This is a genomic window from Mesorhizobium sp. 1B3, assembly GCF_050958605.1.
Taxonomy (GTDB): domain Bacteria; phylum Pseudomonadota; class Alphaproteobacteria; order Rhizobiales; family Rhizobiaceae.
In genome coordinates, this window is sequence record NZ_JBJHDO010000005.1 from 138,370 (window position 1) to 153,361 (window position 14,992).

Here is a 14,992-nt window from a genome sequence, read left to right on the forward strand (position 1 = left end):
CCGGCGTCGACGCTTGCTCTCCATCCATGCTATCCGCCAAGCTGGAAATATTTGGCCGTCGCAGAGAACGCCCGACGCTTAGTCGCGATCTCGTCGAGGATCTTGGGAAGCAGCGTGGCGGCCGGTATCGGTTCGGAGAACGAGGCGGCATCGATGTCGCTTTCGCCCGTAACGGCAACAATGAGCTGCGGCACGGGCGTGTTCGCTGCCCGGTCTGCGGCGCCAAGCCCGATTGGGATGTTGAACGTAGCCTTACCGCCTTCGACGACAACGCGATCCTCGAGGTTGAAAGCCATGCCCTTGTGATCGATGAGAAACAGGCTGGAGCGCAGCCCGCCCAAGGTCTCCAGAGTTCCGCTTACCGGTGATCCGCTGGGCACCGAGGTGCGGTCGAGCGCCAGCTTCGGCTTTTGCGGCGCCATCGCACCCAGCGCATTGAGGAACTGCGTGACCTCGCATTGCGCCGGCTTGATCAGCCGCACGCTGATTTCCGGCTCGATCTTGAACTTCGTCTTGAATGCGTCGAGCAATTGCATGAAGGGCTCGACCGCAGTGCCGAAGCCCTCGATATCGATGGCCTTGTCGGTAGCCGATGTCGCCGTGGCATAGAAGCAGTCGCCGCCGGCGTAGTCGCGCAGCCAGGACACGCGCGCCGCGACCTCGTCTATTGTGTCGATGGCCGGCGCCTCTGGCAGGTTCGGCAGGTTCAAGGCAAGGTCCGCGCCATTGTTGCCACCGTCCGGCTGTTGCCCGGCAGACTCGTTCTCGGCCTGGGCAGCATCGGTTTGTTGCAGGGTGGACGCTGGCGTTTCGGACTTGGCCGGGGGTGTCGTCGTGCTCTTGTTCGGATCCCGGGCGGTCGGCTCGGGCGTCGGGGAAGCCGTGGTCCGGCCACCCGGCGCCGGACGTGCTTGCGGTTCGGGCGGACGTGCCGTTTCCGGCTGGACCGCCTGCTCGGGCGTGTTGGAAAGAGGCGGTGGGGTTTCGGCAGACGGCGCGACAGCCTTGGCGGAATGGCCGGTTTCGCTGCTTGTCCCGCCCGGCCCATCCGGCAGGGACTTAGAAGCCTCTCCCTTTGGCGGGCTCTCGGCCGTGACTGGCTGCATATCACCGGCGCCGGCCCTCGCGGGTTCCTTGGCCGGACGCGGCATGGCGGCCGGAGGCTGAGTTTCAGCAGTCGTGCCGGGTTGCGCACCCTTACCGGGTTGTGAATCTGGTGCATTCGCAGACGCGGCGGCTTCTGGCTCGCTAACCGAAGGTGCGGCCATTACTTCCTGTCGACCGACCTGCGCCGGTTTGCCTTCGGAGGTTGCAGCGATCTTCTCGCCGCTGCCGCTCGCCGGGTGGATCTTATCGGCCGGCTCCGGCGGATTATCGGTCGGAGGCGGCGGAGCACTGTTTTCCACCACCCGGCTAGCCGGAGTGGTTTCCTCGGCCGCCGGCGGCACGGTATGATCGGCGGAAAGCCGCGGCGCCGTGCCCGGCTCCTGGGGCGGCTGGAACGACAGGATTCCGCCGAGATAACCGCCCACTCCGGCAAGGACGATTAACCCGGCCAGTGACGCGAGGGCGAAGTTGCGTATCCTGACCGGACGGCGGGCTGGGGCTTCTGTTGAGGCAGGCGCTGCTGTCAGTCGCGGCTTTTGGGCGCGCGCCGGTGACACATGCGGGATGAAACGCGCTTCGTCGCCTCGCCTCGGCGGGATCGATCCGCTCCTGCCGCTTGACGCCGCGGCAGGAGTTTCCGCCCAGGGGTAGGAAGGCTGTTGGGTCCTGGGCTGCATCGTGGAGTGGTCGCGCGGGAAGACGGAGCGCGACGACAGCGTCGTCTCCTCTGCCGGTATTTGTGCGCGCGTCATTTTGGCGATCTGGGAGGCAGTCGGGCGGTCCTGCGGATTGGATTGCAGCATTGCCTCGATGATCGGCCTGAAATCGTCGTCGATGTCGGAGAGGTCCGGCAAGGCCCGACGCTTTTCCACGACCTCCATTTGCGAGCCGCTCATGTCCAACGGCCTGCCGCGCAGCGCCGCGGCCAGCACCAGCCCCAGGCTGTAGATGTCGGAAAGTCCGCTCACCTCGCCGCCATAGAGGCCAAGCTGCTCGGGCGAGACGTAGTTGTATTTGCCCGCGAACTTGCCGCCGATCAGCGTTTCGCCGCCGGCCGCACCGGAGCGGGCGATGCCGAAGTCGATGATCTTGGCTCGCTCCACCTGGCCTTCCGGCAGGATGACGTTGTCCGGGGAAAGGTCGCGGTGCACGGCACCCGCCGCATGCACTGCACTTAATCCCGAAGCGAGGCGGTAGCAGAGGCGGCCGACATCGCCGGAAGCCATGGCGCCGCGCCTCATCACGTCGAACAGCGACTCGCCGTTGACGAATTCCATGGCGAGATATGGTCGCCCGATCTTCGGGTCGATGGTGAAGACATGGTACCGCACGATCGCGTCATGCGAGAGATGATTGAGGATGGACGCTTCCTTGCGAAACAACGACAGAATGGTCTGGTCGCGCGCAAATTCAGGTAGCACGATCTTGATCGCCACGGGGTCGCCGGTCTGGATGTTGTGGCCGAGATAGACCTCGCCCATCCCGCCGGAGGCGATACGCTCGTCGAGTTCATAGATGCCGCTGAGCTGCGTTCCGACACCGGCCTTGGTCACGTCCGGCGGGATCCGCGTCTTGTCGTCGTCAGTGGTCATCACCAGCTTCCAGCCGTCGACGGCACGGGCGTGCCGTTGCGACTGCCCTGCATCTTCACCACCACGATGGTGACATTATCCGTCCCGCCGCGCTCCAGAACCTTCGCCAGGAGACTCTCGCACACCTGCCGGGGGGTGGCCGAAACCACAGCAGCCTCAATTTCTGCATCGCTGACGTGTGCGGTCAACCCATCGGAGGCAAGTACGAAGACATCTCCCGGCAATATCTCACCGTGCTGGAAATCCACGACGATTTCATCGCTGACGCCGATCGCGCGGGTGATGACATTTCGGCGCGGCCAGTTCCGTGCCTCGGTCTCGCTGATCATGCCTCGGTCGAGAAGTTCCTGCACTTCGGTGTGGTCGCGCGAAACCTGCGTGATGGCTCCCTCGCGCACCAGATAGATACGGCTGTCGCCGGACCACAGGCAAACGAAATGCCCATCCATCACCAGTAGGGCGACGATCGTAGAGCCGATCGTCACCCCGCGTTCCCTCGACAGCTCCCGGATTTCAGCATGTGCACGGCTCAGCCGGTCTTCGAAACGCGCGCGCAGGTCGGGCGCGGAACTGGCGATGCCGATGGTGGCCAGATGATCGACGATACTGGCAGAGGCGACCTCGCCGGCATCGTGCCCGCCCATTCCATCGGCGACCAACCAAAGGCCGCTTTCGGGATCGATCAGGTAGCTGTCCTCGTTAAGCCGACGAACGCGGCCTCTGTGGCTGATGCCGTAACTTTCGAAGGAAGGGGCGTCGTCGTTCATGGGGCTCTCGCGCTCTTTCGCGCGGATGGCCTCGTTGCCCGACAAACTATACTGACGCACGCTGCGCTGATCATGGGTCTGCCCCGAGGCGTGTCAGGACGCTTGCTTGCTCCAGTCTGCCACAGCTCCAAGCATCAGAGTACAAAAATTAACCGACTGCTTCGTTGGCCGGCGGTCAGAACGACGTCGGGCAACTGAACCCCGAAAGCGCGTGCAGTGAGAAGGGGTTGCCACTCGGCCCGGCTTGTATCGTGTAGACCACATCGCGCCCCCCGATCACGAAGCGCGCTTCCAGACTGTCGCCGTTGCGGGTGACCGTGCCTGCATCGAGCAACCGCTTAAGCGCCCAGGGGCCGTCGAAGCGAATAGACGATTCACGACCGGGAAGCTCCGGCGTCAGGCTCAGGCTGGCGGATTCCGTGGCGCTCGCGTCCGGCCATTCTATCGTCCCGGCCGCGCTTCCGGTCTGGTAGCTCTGTACGATCTGGCCGTTCACCTCCAGGAGCGCCATGTCGGCGTCGGCGTTGAGAGAGGCGGGCGTGAAGGTGAGACTGACCGATGGAGACGAACTGCCGATCGGGAAGAAGGCATCGCGGATTTCGGCGGCGAGCTGGAATTCCTTCAGGGTGGATTTCGAAAGCGTGCGGCCCAAGCGCGTGTCCTGCTTCCATTCCCAGTTCTGGCCGCTCATATCGGCGAGCGGCGCCAGGTTCTGGGCAAAGAAGCGGTCGATCGCGCCGCCCGGCGCGAACAGCGCGGCGAAATCTGCAAGCGGCACATCTCCGCCGCCGCCGGCGAAAGGGAAACGGTTGCCGATCACCTTCTGGCATGGTCCGGTGACCGTCTGTTCGAGCATCTTGTTGAGCTGTGCGAGCGAGGCTTCGGCGGCGTCGCCCTCGAAATTGTCCGCAGCCAGTCGCACCATCCTGGCCAGTGCCTCGGGTAGCCGCGTGGCGTTTGCACGCAAGGCCGAGATCTGCAGTTGCAGAGTGGCGCTTACCCGCTCGGTCTGCGAAGGCGTGGAGGCCGCCAGCAGCAGGCTCTGGTAGATGTCGTGGAAATTCTGGGTGAGCGAGTCGATCGGGCGCTCGCCCGGCGGGCCGCTCATCAAGGTCTCATAGGGTCGGAACTGGGCGTCGACGTTGGCCCCCGGCACCTGGCCGGACGCGTTGGCGAACGCCCCGCCGGCACGGGTTTGCGACTTGCCCGTCGCGACGACAATGCCGATCCGGGCAAGCCCCCTGGCAAGGTCGGCGGGATTGCCCGCGGCTTGCGTGCTTGCGCCCGGATCCGGGTCACGCAACAGGTCCGTCTCGGAAGCTACCGCATTGAAGAGCTGTTCCACCGGAGATTTCGGCGACGCGGCAGCGGAAAGGGCCAGATATTGCGGCTTGTCGGCTGTCATCGGCTTGAACTTCAGGCGGCCCAGCACCGAATTCCATTGCGCGGCGAAATCCTTGCTATAGCGATCAAGCAGTTCGGGTCCGAGCCGCGGCAGATCCTGCTCGACGCCACCTTGTTCGCCACCGCCGCCGACTACCCATTGTTCGTCCACCAGCCTGTCCGCGATGCCGGCAAGCGCGCCAAGGTAGAAGTCGTGGAAGCCGGCGTAGGTATAAAGGCCAGGCACGTCGAGCCGCGACAACTCGCTGCCGTCGGTCGTGTCGAAGACCAGTTTCGCTTCCGGGCCGCCGCGCTCGGCAACCCGAAAATCCTCGAGGCTCGTTGCCGCTGCCGCCGATTTCAGCAAAGCGGAGGCGCGGTCGGCCACCGTCATTTGCCCTAATGAGCGTTGTGCGGCTTCGACCAGCGGCCGGTTGAGTTCGAACAGCGGGTCATGCTCGTCATCGAGCGCAAGCATGGCGCGCAGATGTGTCTCCAGATCGGCCCGCCCCTCGCGATTGTTGACCCCGGGATAGCGGTTCTTCTCCCAGTCCCGTTTCATCCAGGACACGATCAACTCGTCATCGATCTTGGGCGCCATGCCGCCGAGCATGAGATAGATCTTGAGCGGTTCATAGAGCGCCGCCGGATCGGCGATATTCCTCTGGATCGTCTGTTCCAACTGGAGGAGAAGCCGTGATCGGAACATGCGCTCAAGCGCCTCCCGGTAAGCCGTTTCGGAGGCCAACAGCAGCCGCTCGCGCTGACTCAGTCCGAATGTTTCCCTGGTCGGTGTCTCTGCCTCGCGATTTCCGTAGCCGACCGGCAGGTCGCGCAGGATCTCCAGCGGCTCTATGACGTTTTCGAGATCGACGTCGGTCACTTTCGCGCTGCCGAGGACGGATGCCGCCACGGTGCGATACTGCGCAACCCTCTGGGCGGTGGAAGCGATGAGCGCTTTGTTGGCCGCAAAGCTCAGAGCCAGCACGCCGAAGACGATGGCCAACACGACGCCGGTCGCGGCGATGGCGCCATAGCGGGAAAGCGCCGCGCGCCGGTCTGCGGACGGGTCGTAGGAAACCCATCCGGATTCCGCGAGGATCACCTTGGCAAGCAAATCGTGCAGGAAGAAACTTTTTCCCGTGCCGGAAAGATGAGCGCCGGCGTCGCTGCCGAAACTCCGTCCGATCGTGCCTAGCAACTGGTCGACCGGTGTCCCTTCCTGCGTGCCGGAGGAGAAGTAGAAGCCGCGCAGATTTGCATGGACGTGGCTGGCTGCTGGATCGAAGATGCCATTGAGGAAATCCGTTACTCTCGCTTTGAGTGCGCCGAATTGCGCGGCGAAGCCGAAGATCGCGATGCGCGCGGCCGGATCGGTCTCCTGCTCGAGGCGCTCCGCCGTGTCTTCAGACAGGCGCCTTGCCAGCGCGTCGAATTCCGTCGGCGCCGTCGCAACCATGTTCTTGCCGCGCTCCGCCGTCTGGAAGGTAGCGCCCCATACCTGGCGTCGCTGGCTTTCGTTGAAACCGCCGAAATATTGCATGAAGCCGGCGATCAGGTCGGCCTTGGTGAACAGCATGTAGACCGGGAAATCGATCCGCAGGCTTTCGTGGATCTCACGCAGCCGCTTGCGGATTTCGATTACGTGACCATCAATCGCCTTGGCGTCTAGGCTCATCAGGTCGGTGAGGCTGATGGCCAGGATCAAGCCGTTTATCGGCTGACGGGGCCTGTACCGCTTGAGCACGGATAGGAACGACAGCCAGGCCTTCTTGTCGGCCTCCGCGTCCGAATCCTGCGTCGTGTAGCGTCCGGCAGTGTCGATCAGCACTGCGTCCTCGGTGAACCACCAGTCGCAGGCGCGGGTGCCGCCGACACCGGTCAACGCCTGCGCCTTGCCTGCCCCCGCAAGCGGAAACTTCAGTCCCGAATTGACCAGCGCCGTGGTTTTGCCGGCTCCAGGTGGGCCAATAATAATGTACCAAGGGATTTCGTAGAGGAAGTCGTGCTTGCCGCTCGAGCGTTTGAGTGTAGCGACGGCATCCAGCATGCGCTTCTCGAGCTGTTCCTGCTCGCCGTCGCGATCCTCGTATTTGCCGCTGGCCTTGAGGTCGGCGCCGGTGACCGCGGCTTCGAGTGCTTTCTGCGCCAAGCGCTTTTGCCAGAAACGGATGGCGTAATAGACAGCCACTGCGGCCACGGTCACGGCTATGATCGTGGCGCGGGTCCAGGCCGGTTCCAGTGGGCGTGTGTCGGCGAAGCCAACCAGCGGCCCCGCCATCCACACGGCGGCGGCGAAGCCTGTCAGCGCAACCAGGCTGAAGATGCGCAACAGCCAGATGGTCATGGCAGTTTCCGGTTCAGAGCGCATCGGCCAACGCCAAGGCTCATTGTGTCTCCTCCCGCCGGATCATCACGTCGATACGGCGGTTCTTGGCACGTCCTTCGGCCGTAGCATTGTCGGCGGCAGGTTCGTCCTCGCCCTTTCCTTCCACCACCACGCGCGACGGCTCACCGAGCTTGGGCGCGATAAGCTTTGCGACCGCCTTGGCGCGGGCGACGGATATATCGTAGTTCGATTTGAAGGCGCTGGTCCGCCTCGGCTTCACATTGTCGGTGTGGCCGACGATCCTGATCTCGCCGCGTTGCGGATCGAGTGCCGCAGCGATGCGGCCGGCGAGGGGGTCGAAGCTGGCTTTCACCTCGACCGTACCGGAGGCGAACAAGAGCAGGTTGTTGATCTCCACCACGATGAAGTCGCCCTTTGTGTCGACACGCAAGCCGCCGCTTTCGATGTCCTCGGCAAGAGCTTTGCGGATGTGCTCCAGTTGCGTGGGTTCCGTGGGGGATGCTTCGGCCTTTGTTTCTTTACCGGGCTGTTCCTCGGTCAGCGGCACCGCGCCGGCACGCTCGATCGTTACGGGCGTGGAGGGATCGAGGGCGAGCAGTTCGCCGGCCAGTGCATCACCTTGATTGGTGACGATGGTCCTGAGCGTGAAGAAGACGCCCGTCAGGATTGCGATTGCGGCGGCACCGATGGTCCACAGAGGAATTCTGGCCGGCTTCGCCATGGCGGCGGACACGGCCTGCCAGTTCGGCGAAATGGCGTCGTCCTCGCGGTTTTTGAAGTAGCGGAGCGTTTCGTGCACATCGCGACGCACCCGCTCAAGGCCACCGTCCTGCCGGTCGCTCTTGCGGTATTGCCCCTTGAACCCGAGCGACAGGCAAGCGTGCATCAACTCCAGCAGGTCGAGATGCTCTTCGGGTGCAGTGAGCAACTTGTTCAGCGCCAGGAAGAACCCGGTACCGGCCGACTCTGTCCGGAAGAACCGGGCAAGCGCGCCGTGCTCTCGCCAAGAATCCCGGTCGGCCCCGGGTAGGTTTCCCACCATATCGTCGGCCGTCTCGCAAAGGACGAATTTCGTTATGCGCAAATCTTCCTGTGGGATGCCTGCGTCCGCGATCTTGAGCTCGATCTCCTGAATGGCGTTGGCGATATGGTCCCCCAGCGCCTTCGGCTCGAGGGAGACCGGTATCAGCCGCAGATTGCCGAGAAAGATCAGGAGTGGTGCCGCGGCCGCGATGAGCGGATTGGCTGCCGTATAGTCGATTCGCGCGCTGGCATCGACAAGCGAGTCCTGCGGCACCTTGCGGTTGTGTTCCGCTCCAATCCCTGCCCCGCTACGTCGGGGCACGGCTTCATCGGCAAGATCGTTCGCCGCGGAGGCGAAGGGCGCGCCCTGGTAGATGACGGTTTCGGAGGGACCCCAGCCCAGCGGCGCGCTTTGTCCGGCAGCCGGATCGAATACTGTCGAATCCGGACTTTCCGCAGGCTGAGGCTGCAGGTTCGGCGCGGGCTTCGGCCCCGAGGCCGCCGCCTCCGGCTCGCGGCCAGAGGCTGGACGAATAACGGTTCTGCCGCCCGCCTCGAAAGGATCGTCCGTTGAGCTCATCACCGGGCTCGTCTGGCGAATTCTTCCGGGTATCGTAGTGCAAGGTCCAACTGATGAAAACCGTGGGGGGAGCAGGACACCTGAGTAGATTTCCCGGGTGCTTCCTAAAAAATGCCGCCGATGCCGATCCCGCCGCTGATGTCCGGTGGCGGAGGCGCCGGACGGTTCTCGGAGGTCGCGCGCCGGACCTGTTTGCGCCCACCGGCGTTCACGCGCCCCGGACTGGAGTCCGAAGCGACGCTGGTCGGCTTTTTCTTCACGACAACCGGCTGCTTGCAGATGCGGCCCGAGCGTAGGAACAGGTCGCCGAGCAGCTCGACGCTCGGCTCGGTCGTCGAAGCGATCCGCTTCGTATTCTTGTAGTAGTCATTGAGGGCGCGCACCGAACCTTTGCCCCACTCGCCGTCAACCGGCATACGGTAGCACCCGAGGCGACGAAGCTCCGTCTGCACGCTGCGGGCCAGTTCGATCTCCTTCTGCTCATCTGCCTCGCCGGCCGAGGTGCCGACGATGAGGGTTTCCAAGCCGGAAACGACTGTTTTGCGGGCGTCGTCGACGCTTTGTGGCGCCGACAGGTTGGCCACCTGCGTTCCCTCCGACGCTGGCGGCGGAGTTTCTCCGGAGGCCGGTGGCATCTGGATCGAGCGCAGAGTCTGCCCGACGATCAGCACGGCGGTCTGCAGGTCGTTGGAAGCCAGCTCGATCTGCAGCTTCTTCTTGGCGACCGGGTCGGAGAGGATGCGCGACAGGCTGGCGCTGAGCGCGGCCGGATCGAGTTCCTGCTGCTCGGTGAAATAGAACTGCTCGCGCAGGTTCGACTGATCCCAAGGCACCTGCCGGCCCACGGTCAGCGATTCGGTTTCGTTGCGCACGCGGATCATCATGTCCGAAATACTGAGGCCGGGAATCTCCAGGTTCTTCAAAAGCGCGGTGGTGAACGGGCTGTTGTCGCCGTTGCCGTCCACGGTGACGTTACCGGGCTGCGTGGCGAAGGCCACGAAAGTGTTCTCCCCGACTTCGATCTGCGCCAGGCCGTTGCTAGCCCCGGCGCCGAGCGGGTTGTTGCGGCAGGCATCGAGGAACACGAAGGTCTGGCGGTCCCGACGCGCGAAGCGGGCGATCACGTCGTTCAGGCGTGTGGCGTGGGCAGTGAGCTTCTCCAGGTTTTCCGGGTCGGGCGTGTTGACCGGCAGCAGATAATTCTCGCCCCGCACCTGAACGCCGTGACCGGCGTAGAAGATCAGCACGGCACTCGCACCGGCAAGCTTTGCGTCGGCCTCCTGAAACAGCTTGGCGAAGCCCTCGGCCGACAGGTCGGTGCCTGTCAGCACGTCGAAATTGAGCCGTTTCAGGCTCTCCGAGAGCTTGGTGGCGTCGGTCACCGCATTGGGCAAATGTTCCAGCCGGGCACTCTGGTAATTCGAATTGCCGATCACGATCGCCAGTCTGTTGCGAGGCTGGGGAGTGGGGTTCTCCTCAATCGCCGTGCGGGCGTCGACTGACGAGACAAGAAGCGCCAACAGTAAGACCGGTATGGACAAAAGGCTGCGAAAAGGATTGGTCATGTCAGCATGCTCATGGCGCCGGGCGACGAATCCGACCCTGCAAGGCTCGGCGAAGCGGACGCGATCCCGCCTGCGCCTGGGCTACAGGCCAGTGAATGTCATTGAATTGTATATCAAGAATTGACGCAAGCATAGGGCGCGCGCCCGGACTGGGCAGATCGGGTGCCTGGCAGTGTGTTGTCAGATACGCTCAAGATGTGGATGGTTCCACATAAATCGAGCGTAAGTGATCTTTCTGCCACATGCCGCAAGTCGGCAGGGAAGTTCGCATCTCCGGTCGTTTATATCGGAACGGGGTCGATTCATCTCGATTTTTCAAATTGATATCGTTGGAGCAGACGCCCGATCGCTTTTGCGCCTGTGTCGACCCTACGCTCCGCCAGGTCCAAGGCGTGGTCGTGGCGCCGCTATAGGCCCGCCGCCAAGGTGATGTTATTGTTTCCTCGTCGCGCCCTGGGGGAAGGAAGAACGGACGGGAGCGACTGAAATATCGAACGGCTTGAGTCCAAGGGAAAGCGCGAGCGATTCATTCGAGGGGATTCATGATCGGCAGAACCCGGATGCTGCAACAGAGCGGCGCGTCCCTGCTGGCCATCGGTGCGGCGACGATCTTCATGCCGATGGACGCGAGCGCCTGCACGGCATTTGCCGTTACTCGAGACGGCGCCCCGGCTGTGGACATTCTCTGCCCCGCTACAGAAGGGCCGGCAGAACCAGAACCGCCGGCAGAACCTTTCCAGAGCTCCTTTGGGACAGGCGAAACCACAATCTACGGTGGTGGAGGTGCCGACCGGCTCGAACTTAGGGGCGGAGCGATCGTTACCGATGGTTCGGCCGTTCCCGTCTTCGGCACGGATTTCCAACTCGACCCTAGCACAGGTGAAGTCAACTTGCTGGCGGGCAACGATGTGGCTGTGATTTCCAGCGGCACCATCGGCATCGCCGGGCTGCCGCTGAACCTTAATCTTGGCGCCGGCACCGACAATTTCACAATGAGCGGCGGCACGATATTTGGCTCCGTACTCGGCCAGGGTGGCGGCAATACCTATCTCATGAGCGGCGGCACGATCGACGGCTCCATCTTCGCCGGCAGCCAGGACGATACTGTCACCATTGAAGGAAGCGCCACCATCAATGGCAATGTAGCAAGCGTCTTCGATGCCGTGGGACTCGAGGACGGCAACGACCGCTTCATCATGATAGGCGGGGTACTGAACGCCGCCGTGAGCGGTGGCGCCGGTAACGACATCATCGATTTCCGTGGTGGCGTCGTAGACAGTTTTCTGGAGGGCAATGAGGGCGACGACCAGCTTTTCATTAGTGGCGGATTGATCACCAGCGACGTCTATGGCGACGACGGCAACGACGAAATCGCTGTCAGTGGCGGCAGGATCGATGGTTCACTGCTCGCGGGCAGCGGCGACGACAGGGTGACGATCTCCGGTGGCGCCAATATCCGAGGCGGCACAGGCAGCGACGGAGAAGTTTCTGTTCTGGTCGCGGGACCATTTAATGCGGTCGATCTCGGAGATGGCGATGACAGGCTGGAAATGACCGGGGGCACGGTTGCAGGTTCGGTGGCTGGTGGTATCGGCAATGACACGATAGCGATCAGCGGCGGAACGATCGACTCTTTCGTCGCCGGCGACGAGGACAACGACGCGATCTCAGTCTCCGGCGGCTTCATCGCGGGCGATGTGCGCGGCGACGACGGCACCGACAGCGTAACTGTGTCCGGGGGCACAATCGCAGGCGGTCTGGAGGCCGAGAGCGTCACGCTCAACGGCGGCACGATTCTTGGCGACATCTCCGGCCTCGGGCCGAACACGTTGACGATAAACGGCACGAATGTTGCCGATCCGCTCAACCTGAGCGATGGCGTGGTATTCAGTGGCACGGGTGCCAACGCAATCATCACCGATACCGATCTCGCTGCCGGCGGCACCAAGACCCAAGTCTTCAACGGTTTCAACCTCGTGGCGTCCGACAATTCCACGCTTGGATTCGGCCCCGGGCCGCAGGACATCGGTACGCTCAATCTGACAAACGGCTCCACGCTTTTCACCGAAGGCGCCACCACCCTGCCCGGCACCGTCAATGTCACCAATTCGCTGATCGACATGCGCAACAATGTAGCCAACGATATACTGACGCTTGGCGGCGTCAGCCTCAACAACGCGCAGATCGGGCTCGACATCGACCAGCAGGCCCTCACGGCCGACCGGCTGGTCGCCAACAATTTATCGGCGGCAGGGACCAACACCGTTCTCGTGAACCTCCTCGGCACTCCCGAATTCACCGAACCGACGGAGATTCCGATCATTATCACCGGCGCTCCGGTCAATGGGACTTTCCAGGTGGCAGGCGTGCCCGGCTCGGTGGCCTCGCTCTTCACCTATCAGGTGATCCCCGGTCCGGACGGCGGCCTATTCCTGTTGGCCACCCCAGCCAATTTCGGCATCGCCGCCGCGCCGAACAGTGCGGTAAATGCCAGCATCGTGGATACGGTGATCGACGCCGTTTACGATATCAACAGCGACGCGATCGATTCGGATCTTGGTCTGGCCAACGGCGCACGGCGAGTGCAGGTCACGCCGACCTTCGGCGTATTCGCCTCCGGCCTGTTCGCTCACACCGAACATGATGGTTTTAGCATCACCGACGGCAATCTGGGCGGGGCTGGTCCCGAATTCGACGCCGACGATTTCTCGGCCGCAATCAGCCTGGACTTCAACGCAGCGAGGCATTTTCAGCTCGACACCCAGTACGGGCTGAACCTCGGCCTGTTCGTCGGCTACGCTTCGACAGACGTCAACCTCGGCGCCTTCCAGGGCTTTGCCGGCATCGGTGACGGCGAGAACAGGAGCGCAATGTTCGGCGGTTATGCGCTGTTGCGCAAGGATTTCAACTACGCACTGGTGTCGGCCTCGGCCTTCCTCGGCAACAGCGACGTCACCAGCGGCGTTCTCAACACCACCGGCAGCTACGACACGGAGGGTTACGCGGTGACCGGCTCGGTCGGTCATATATTCTCCCTGTCTGAGCGCGCCCGTTTCGACCTTCGCGGTGGCTTGCTCGGTGTTTCCTTCACCGGGGATTCCTACGTCGACAGCGGTGGCAACCATTTCGGCAAGAGCCGCGTCTCGTTTGGCGCGATCAAGTTCGAGCCCGGCATCTATGCCGACTACCAGATGCCCAACGGCATGACTTTGAGCCCTTATGTGCGCACCGAATTCCAGCAGCGTTTCGGCTATCGCAACACGACCGAGATCGATGACCGGGAGATCGACTTTGATGATGCGGATTTCTCGGCCTCGCTGTCTGCCGGCTTCAACCTGAAGACAAACGAGCAGTGGACCCTGAGCGGAGAACTGCGCGGCAAGGCGTCAGCCGACAGTTCAACTTTCGGCGGCAAGCTCGGAGTGAAGGTGGCGTTCTGAAGAAGAACGAAGATCCCGCTGTGTCGCGGCGCTGTCCTCGTTACTTGGGCTTGGCCGCCTTAGCGTAGGCCTCGCTGAAATAAGCAAGAAAGACGTCGAGCATGCCGTTCTCGTGTGCGCTCTCCCTGGCCGCCCATATCGCGGTGAACATGTCCCATGCCCGTCCCTTCTTCGATACGAATGAGGAGGGTGGAAGCCGCTTTTCGATGGCGTCGGGGGAAAGCTCGTCGAGAAGCCTCGACAGCGCCGCTTGCATAGCGGCATAGGTCGTGAACTCGTGCGTCTTGAGATCACGGAAAGCATCCTCGACACTGCTCCTGGCATCAAGATAACCGGCCCGGCGGCGCGCGAACATAATCTCGAGTATGTCTTCCGAGCCAGGTACGAACTTCAGTGGGTTGTTGTCCGTACTCCCGATCATCGTGCGGTCGCTGCTTTTGACCATCATCTTGGCCGCTGCGCGCGCCCTCAGCAGCACCGACAGCTCGTCGACCATCGTGCGCAGGATGGCGCCGATCTCGTCCGCGATCTCGCGTGGGTCGCGTTGCAGGAAAACCTCGGGCGAAACGCCGGCCCCGGCGGCGATTCTGCGCAGCATCTCGTCTGCCTGCATCGGTCCACTTGCGGCCGCCGAAGGCCGCATGATCACACGCGCCGGCCGACCCGGCACCTGTTCCCGCTGCGGCTCAAGTTCTGGCTGCCGATCTGATATCGACACGGATACGATATAGGGGCCTATACGCAGCCGGTCGCCGTGCCCGAGTTTATAGGGGCCGCTGATACGCTGGCTGGCGCCGTTGACGAAGGTACCGTTGCGGGAGACGTCGTAGAGCCAAAACGTGCCGTTCTCGTAACGAACCTCGCAATGCCGACCGGAGATGAATTTGTCCGGGTCGGGCAGGGTCCAGTCGCGGTTTTCCCGACCGATCTCGAAACCGCGCGCATGGGAGCTATAAACGAGTGGACCGCCGTTCGGCAGCTTATCGATATTGTCGATTTTCAGGTTGATGAACATTCGAAACAGTTCGCCAGGTCTTCGTTTGCTGGCACAGGTTATATCGTGCGGGTCATTCTACCAGAGTGTGTGCCGAGCGCGACACTGGAGTTTCGAAACGGCGTCACTGATGCTTGCTCTGGAGCATGCCTCTTTTGGCTCGTGGTAAAACATGTGCTAGGTTCCACAAA

At 62.7% G+C, this 14,992-nt stretch carries 7 protein-coding genes; 1 reads left to right on the plus strand and 6 read right to left on the minus strand.

Translation table 11 applies throughout. The annotated features are described in order from the left end of the window. Positions 1-29 precede the first annotated feature (29 nt). The 5 genes from ACCO56_RS15410 to ACCO56_RS15430 form a co-directional block, all read right to left on the minus strand. Positions 30-2,699, minus strand: a complete 2,670-nt coding sequence (locus tag ACCO56_RS15410; protein ID WP_433641648.1) for a protein kinase domain-containing protein — start codon at positions 2,697-2,699, stop codon at positions 30-32. Then, entirely contained in the window at positions 2,699-3,466 is a 768-nt protein-coding gene (locus ACCO56_RS15415) for a PP2C family protein-serine/threonine phosphatase (RefSeq protein ID WP_433641649.1), read from the minus strand. The genes ACCO56_RS15410 and ACCO56_RS15415 overlap by 1 nt, the downstream gene beginning before the upstream one ends. A 175-nt stretch (positions 3,467-3,641) precedes the next feature. Then, positions 3,642-7,196 (minus strand): type VI secretion system membrane subunit TssM, encoded by a 3,555-nt coding sequence (tssM, locus tag ACCO56_RS15420; protein ID WP_433641650.1) that lies wholly within the window; start codon positions 7,194-7,196, stop codon positions 3,642-3,644. Between the two features lie 40 nt (positions 7,197-7,236). Continuing rightward, the gene (gene tssL / locus ACCO56_RS15425) at positions 7,237-8,802 is read right to left on the minus strand and encodes a type VI secretion system protein TssL, long form (protein WP_433641651.1); all 1,566 of its coding nucleotides are present in this window, start codon (positions 8,800-8,802) and stop codon (positions 7,237-7,239) included. Between the two features lie 104 nt (positions 8,803-8,906). Further along, complete coding sequence (locus ACCO56_RS15430) at positions 8,907-10,322, minus strand: caspase family protein (protein WP_433641652.1); 1,416 nt, start codon at positions 10,320-10,322, stop codon at positions 8,907-8,909. A gap of 587 nt (positions 10,323-10,909) precedes the next feature. On the opposite strand from ACCO56_RS15430, the gene ACCO56_RS15435 reads away from it, so the two are divergent. Next, the gene (locus ACCO56_RS15435) at positions 10,910-13,807 is read left to right on the plus strand and encodes an autotransporter (protein WP_433641653.1); all 2,898 of its coding nucleotides are present in this window, start codon (positions 10,910-10,912) and stop codon (positions 13,805-13,807) included. A gap of 40 nt (positions 13,808-13,847) precedes the next feature. Here ACCO56_RS15435 and tagH read toward each other — a convergent pair whose 3' ends face one another. Next, positions 13,848-14,822 carry a type VI secretion system-associated FHA domain protein TagH gene (tagH, locus tag ACCO56_RS15440; RefSeq protein WP_433641654.1) on the minus strand — a complete coding sequence of 325 codons (975 nt, stop codon included), beginning with the start codon at positions 14,820-14,822 and terminating at the stop codon, positions 13,848-13,850. Positions 14,823-14,992: the final 170 nt, after the last annotated feature.

What these genes read in the sequence shown, in the direction of transcription:
- tagH (WP_433641654.1), bottom strand. Translation starts at nt 14,822, where the DNA reads ATGTTCATCAACCTGAAAATCGACAATATCGATAAGCTGCCGAACGGC.
- tssL (WP_433641651.1), bottom strand. Translation starts at nt 8,802, where the DNA reads ATGAGCTCAACGGACGATCCTTTCGAGGCGGGCGGCAGAACCGTTATT.
- ACCO56_RS15435 (WP_433641653.1), top strand. Translation starts at nt 10,910, where the DNA reads ATGATCGGCAGAACCCGGATGCTGCAACAGAGCGGCGCGTCCCTGCTG.
- ACCO56_RS15415 (WP_433641649.1), bottom strand. Translation starts at nt 3,466, where the DNA reads ATGAACGACGACGCCCCTTCCTTCGAAAGTTACGGCATCAGCCACAGA.
- ACCO56_RS15410 (WP_433641648.1), bottom strand. Translation starts at nt 2,699, where the DNA reads ATGACCACTGACGACGACAAGACGCGGATCCCGCCGGACGTGACCAAG.
- tssM (WP_433641650.1), bottom strand. Translation starts at nt 7,196, where the DNA reads ATGACCATCTGGCTGTTGCGCATCTTCAGCCTGGTTGCGCTGACAGGC.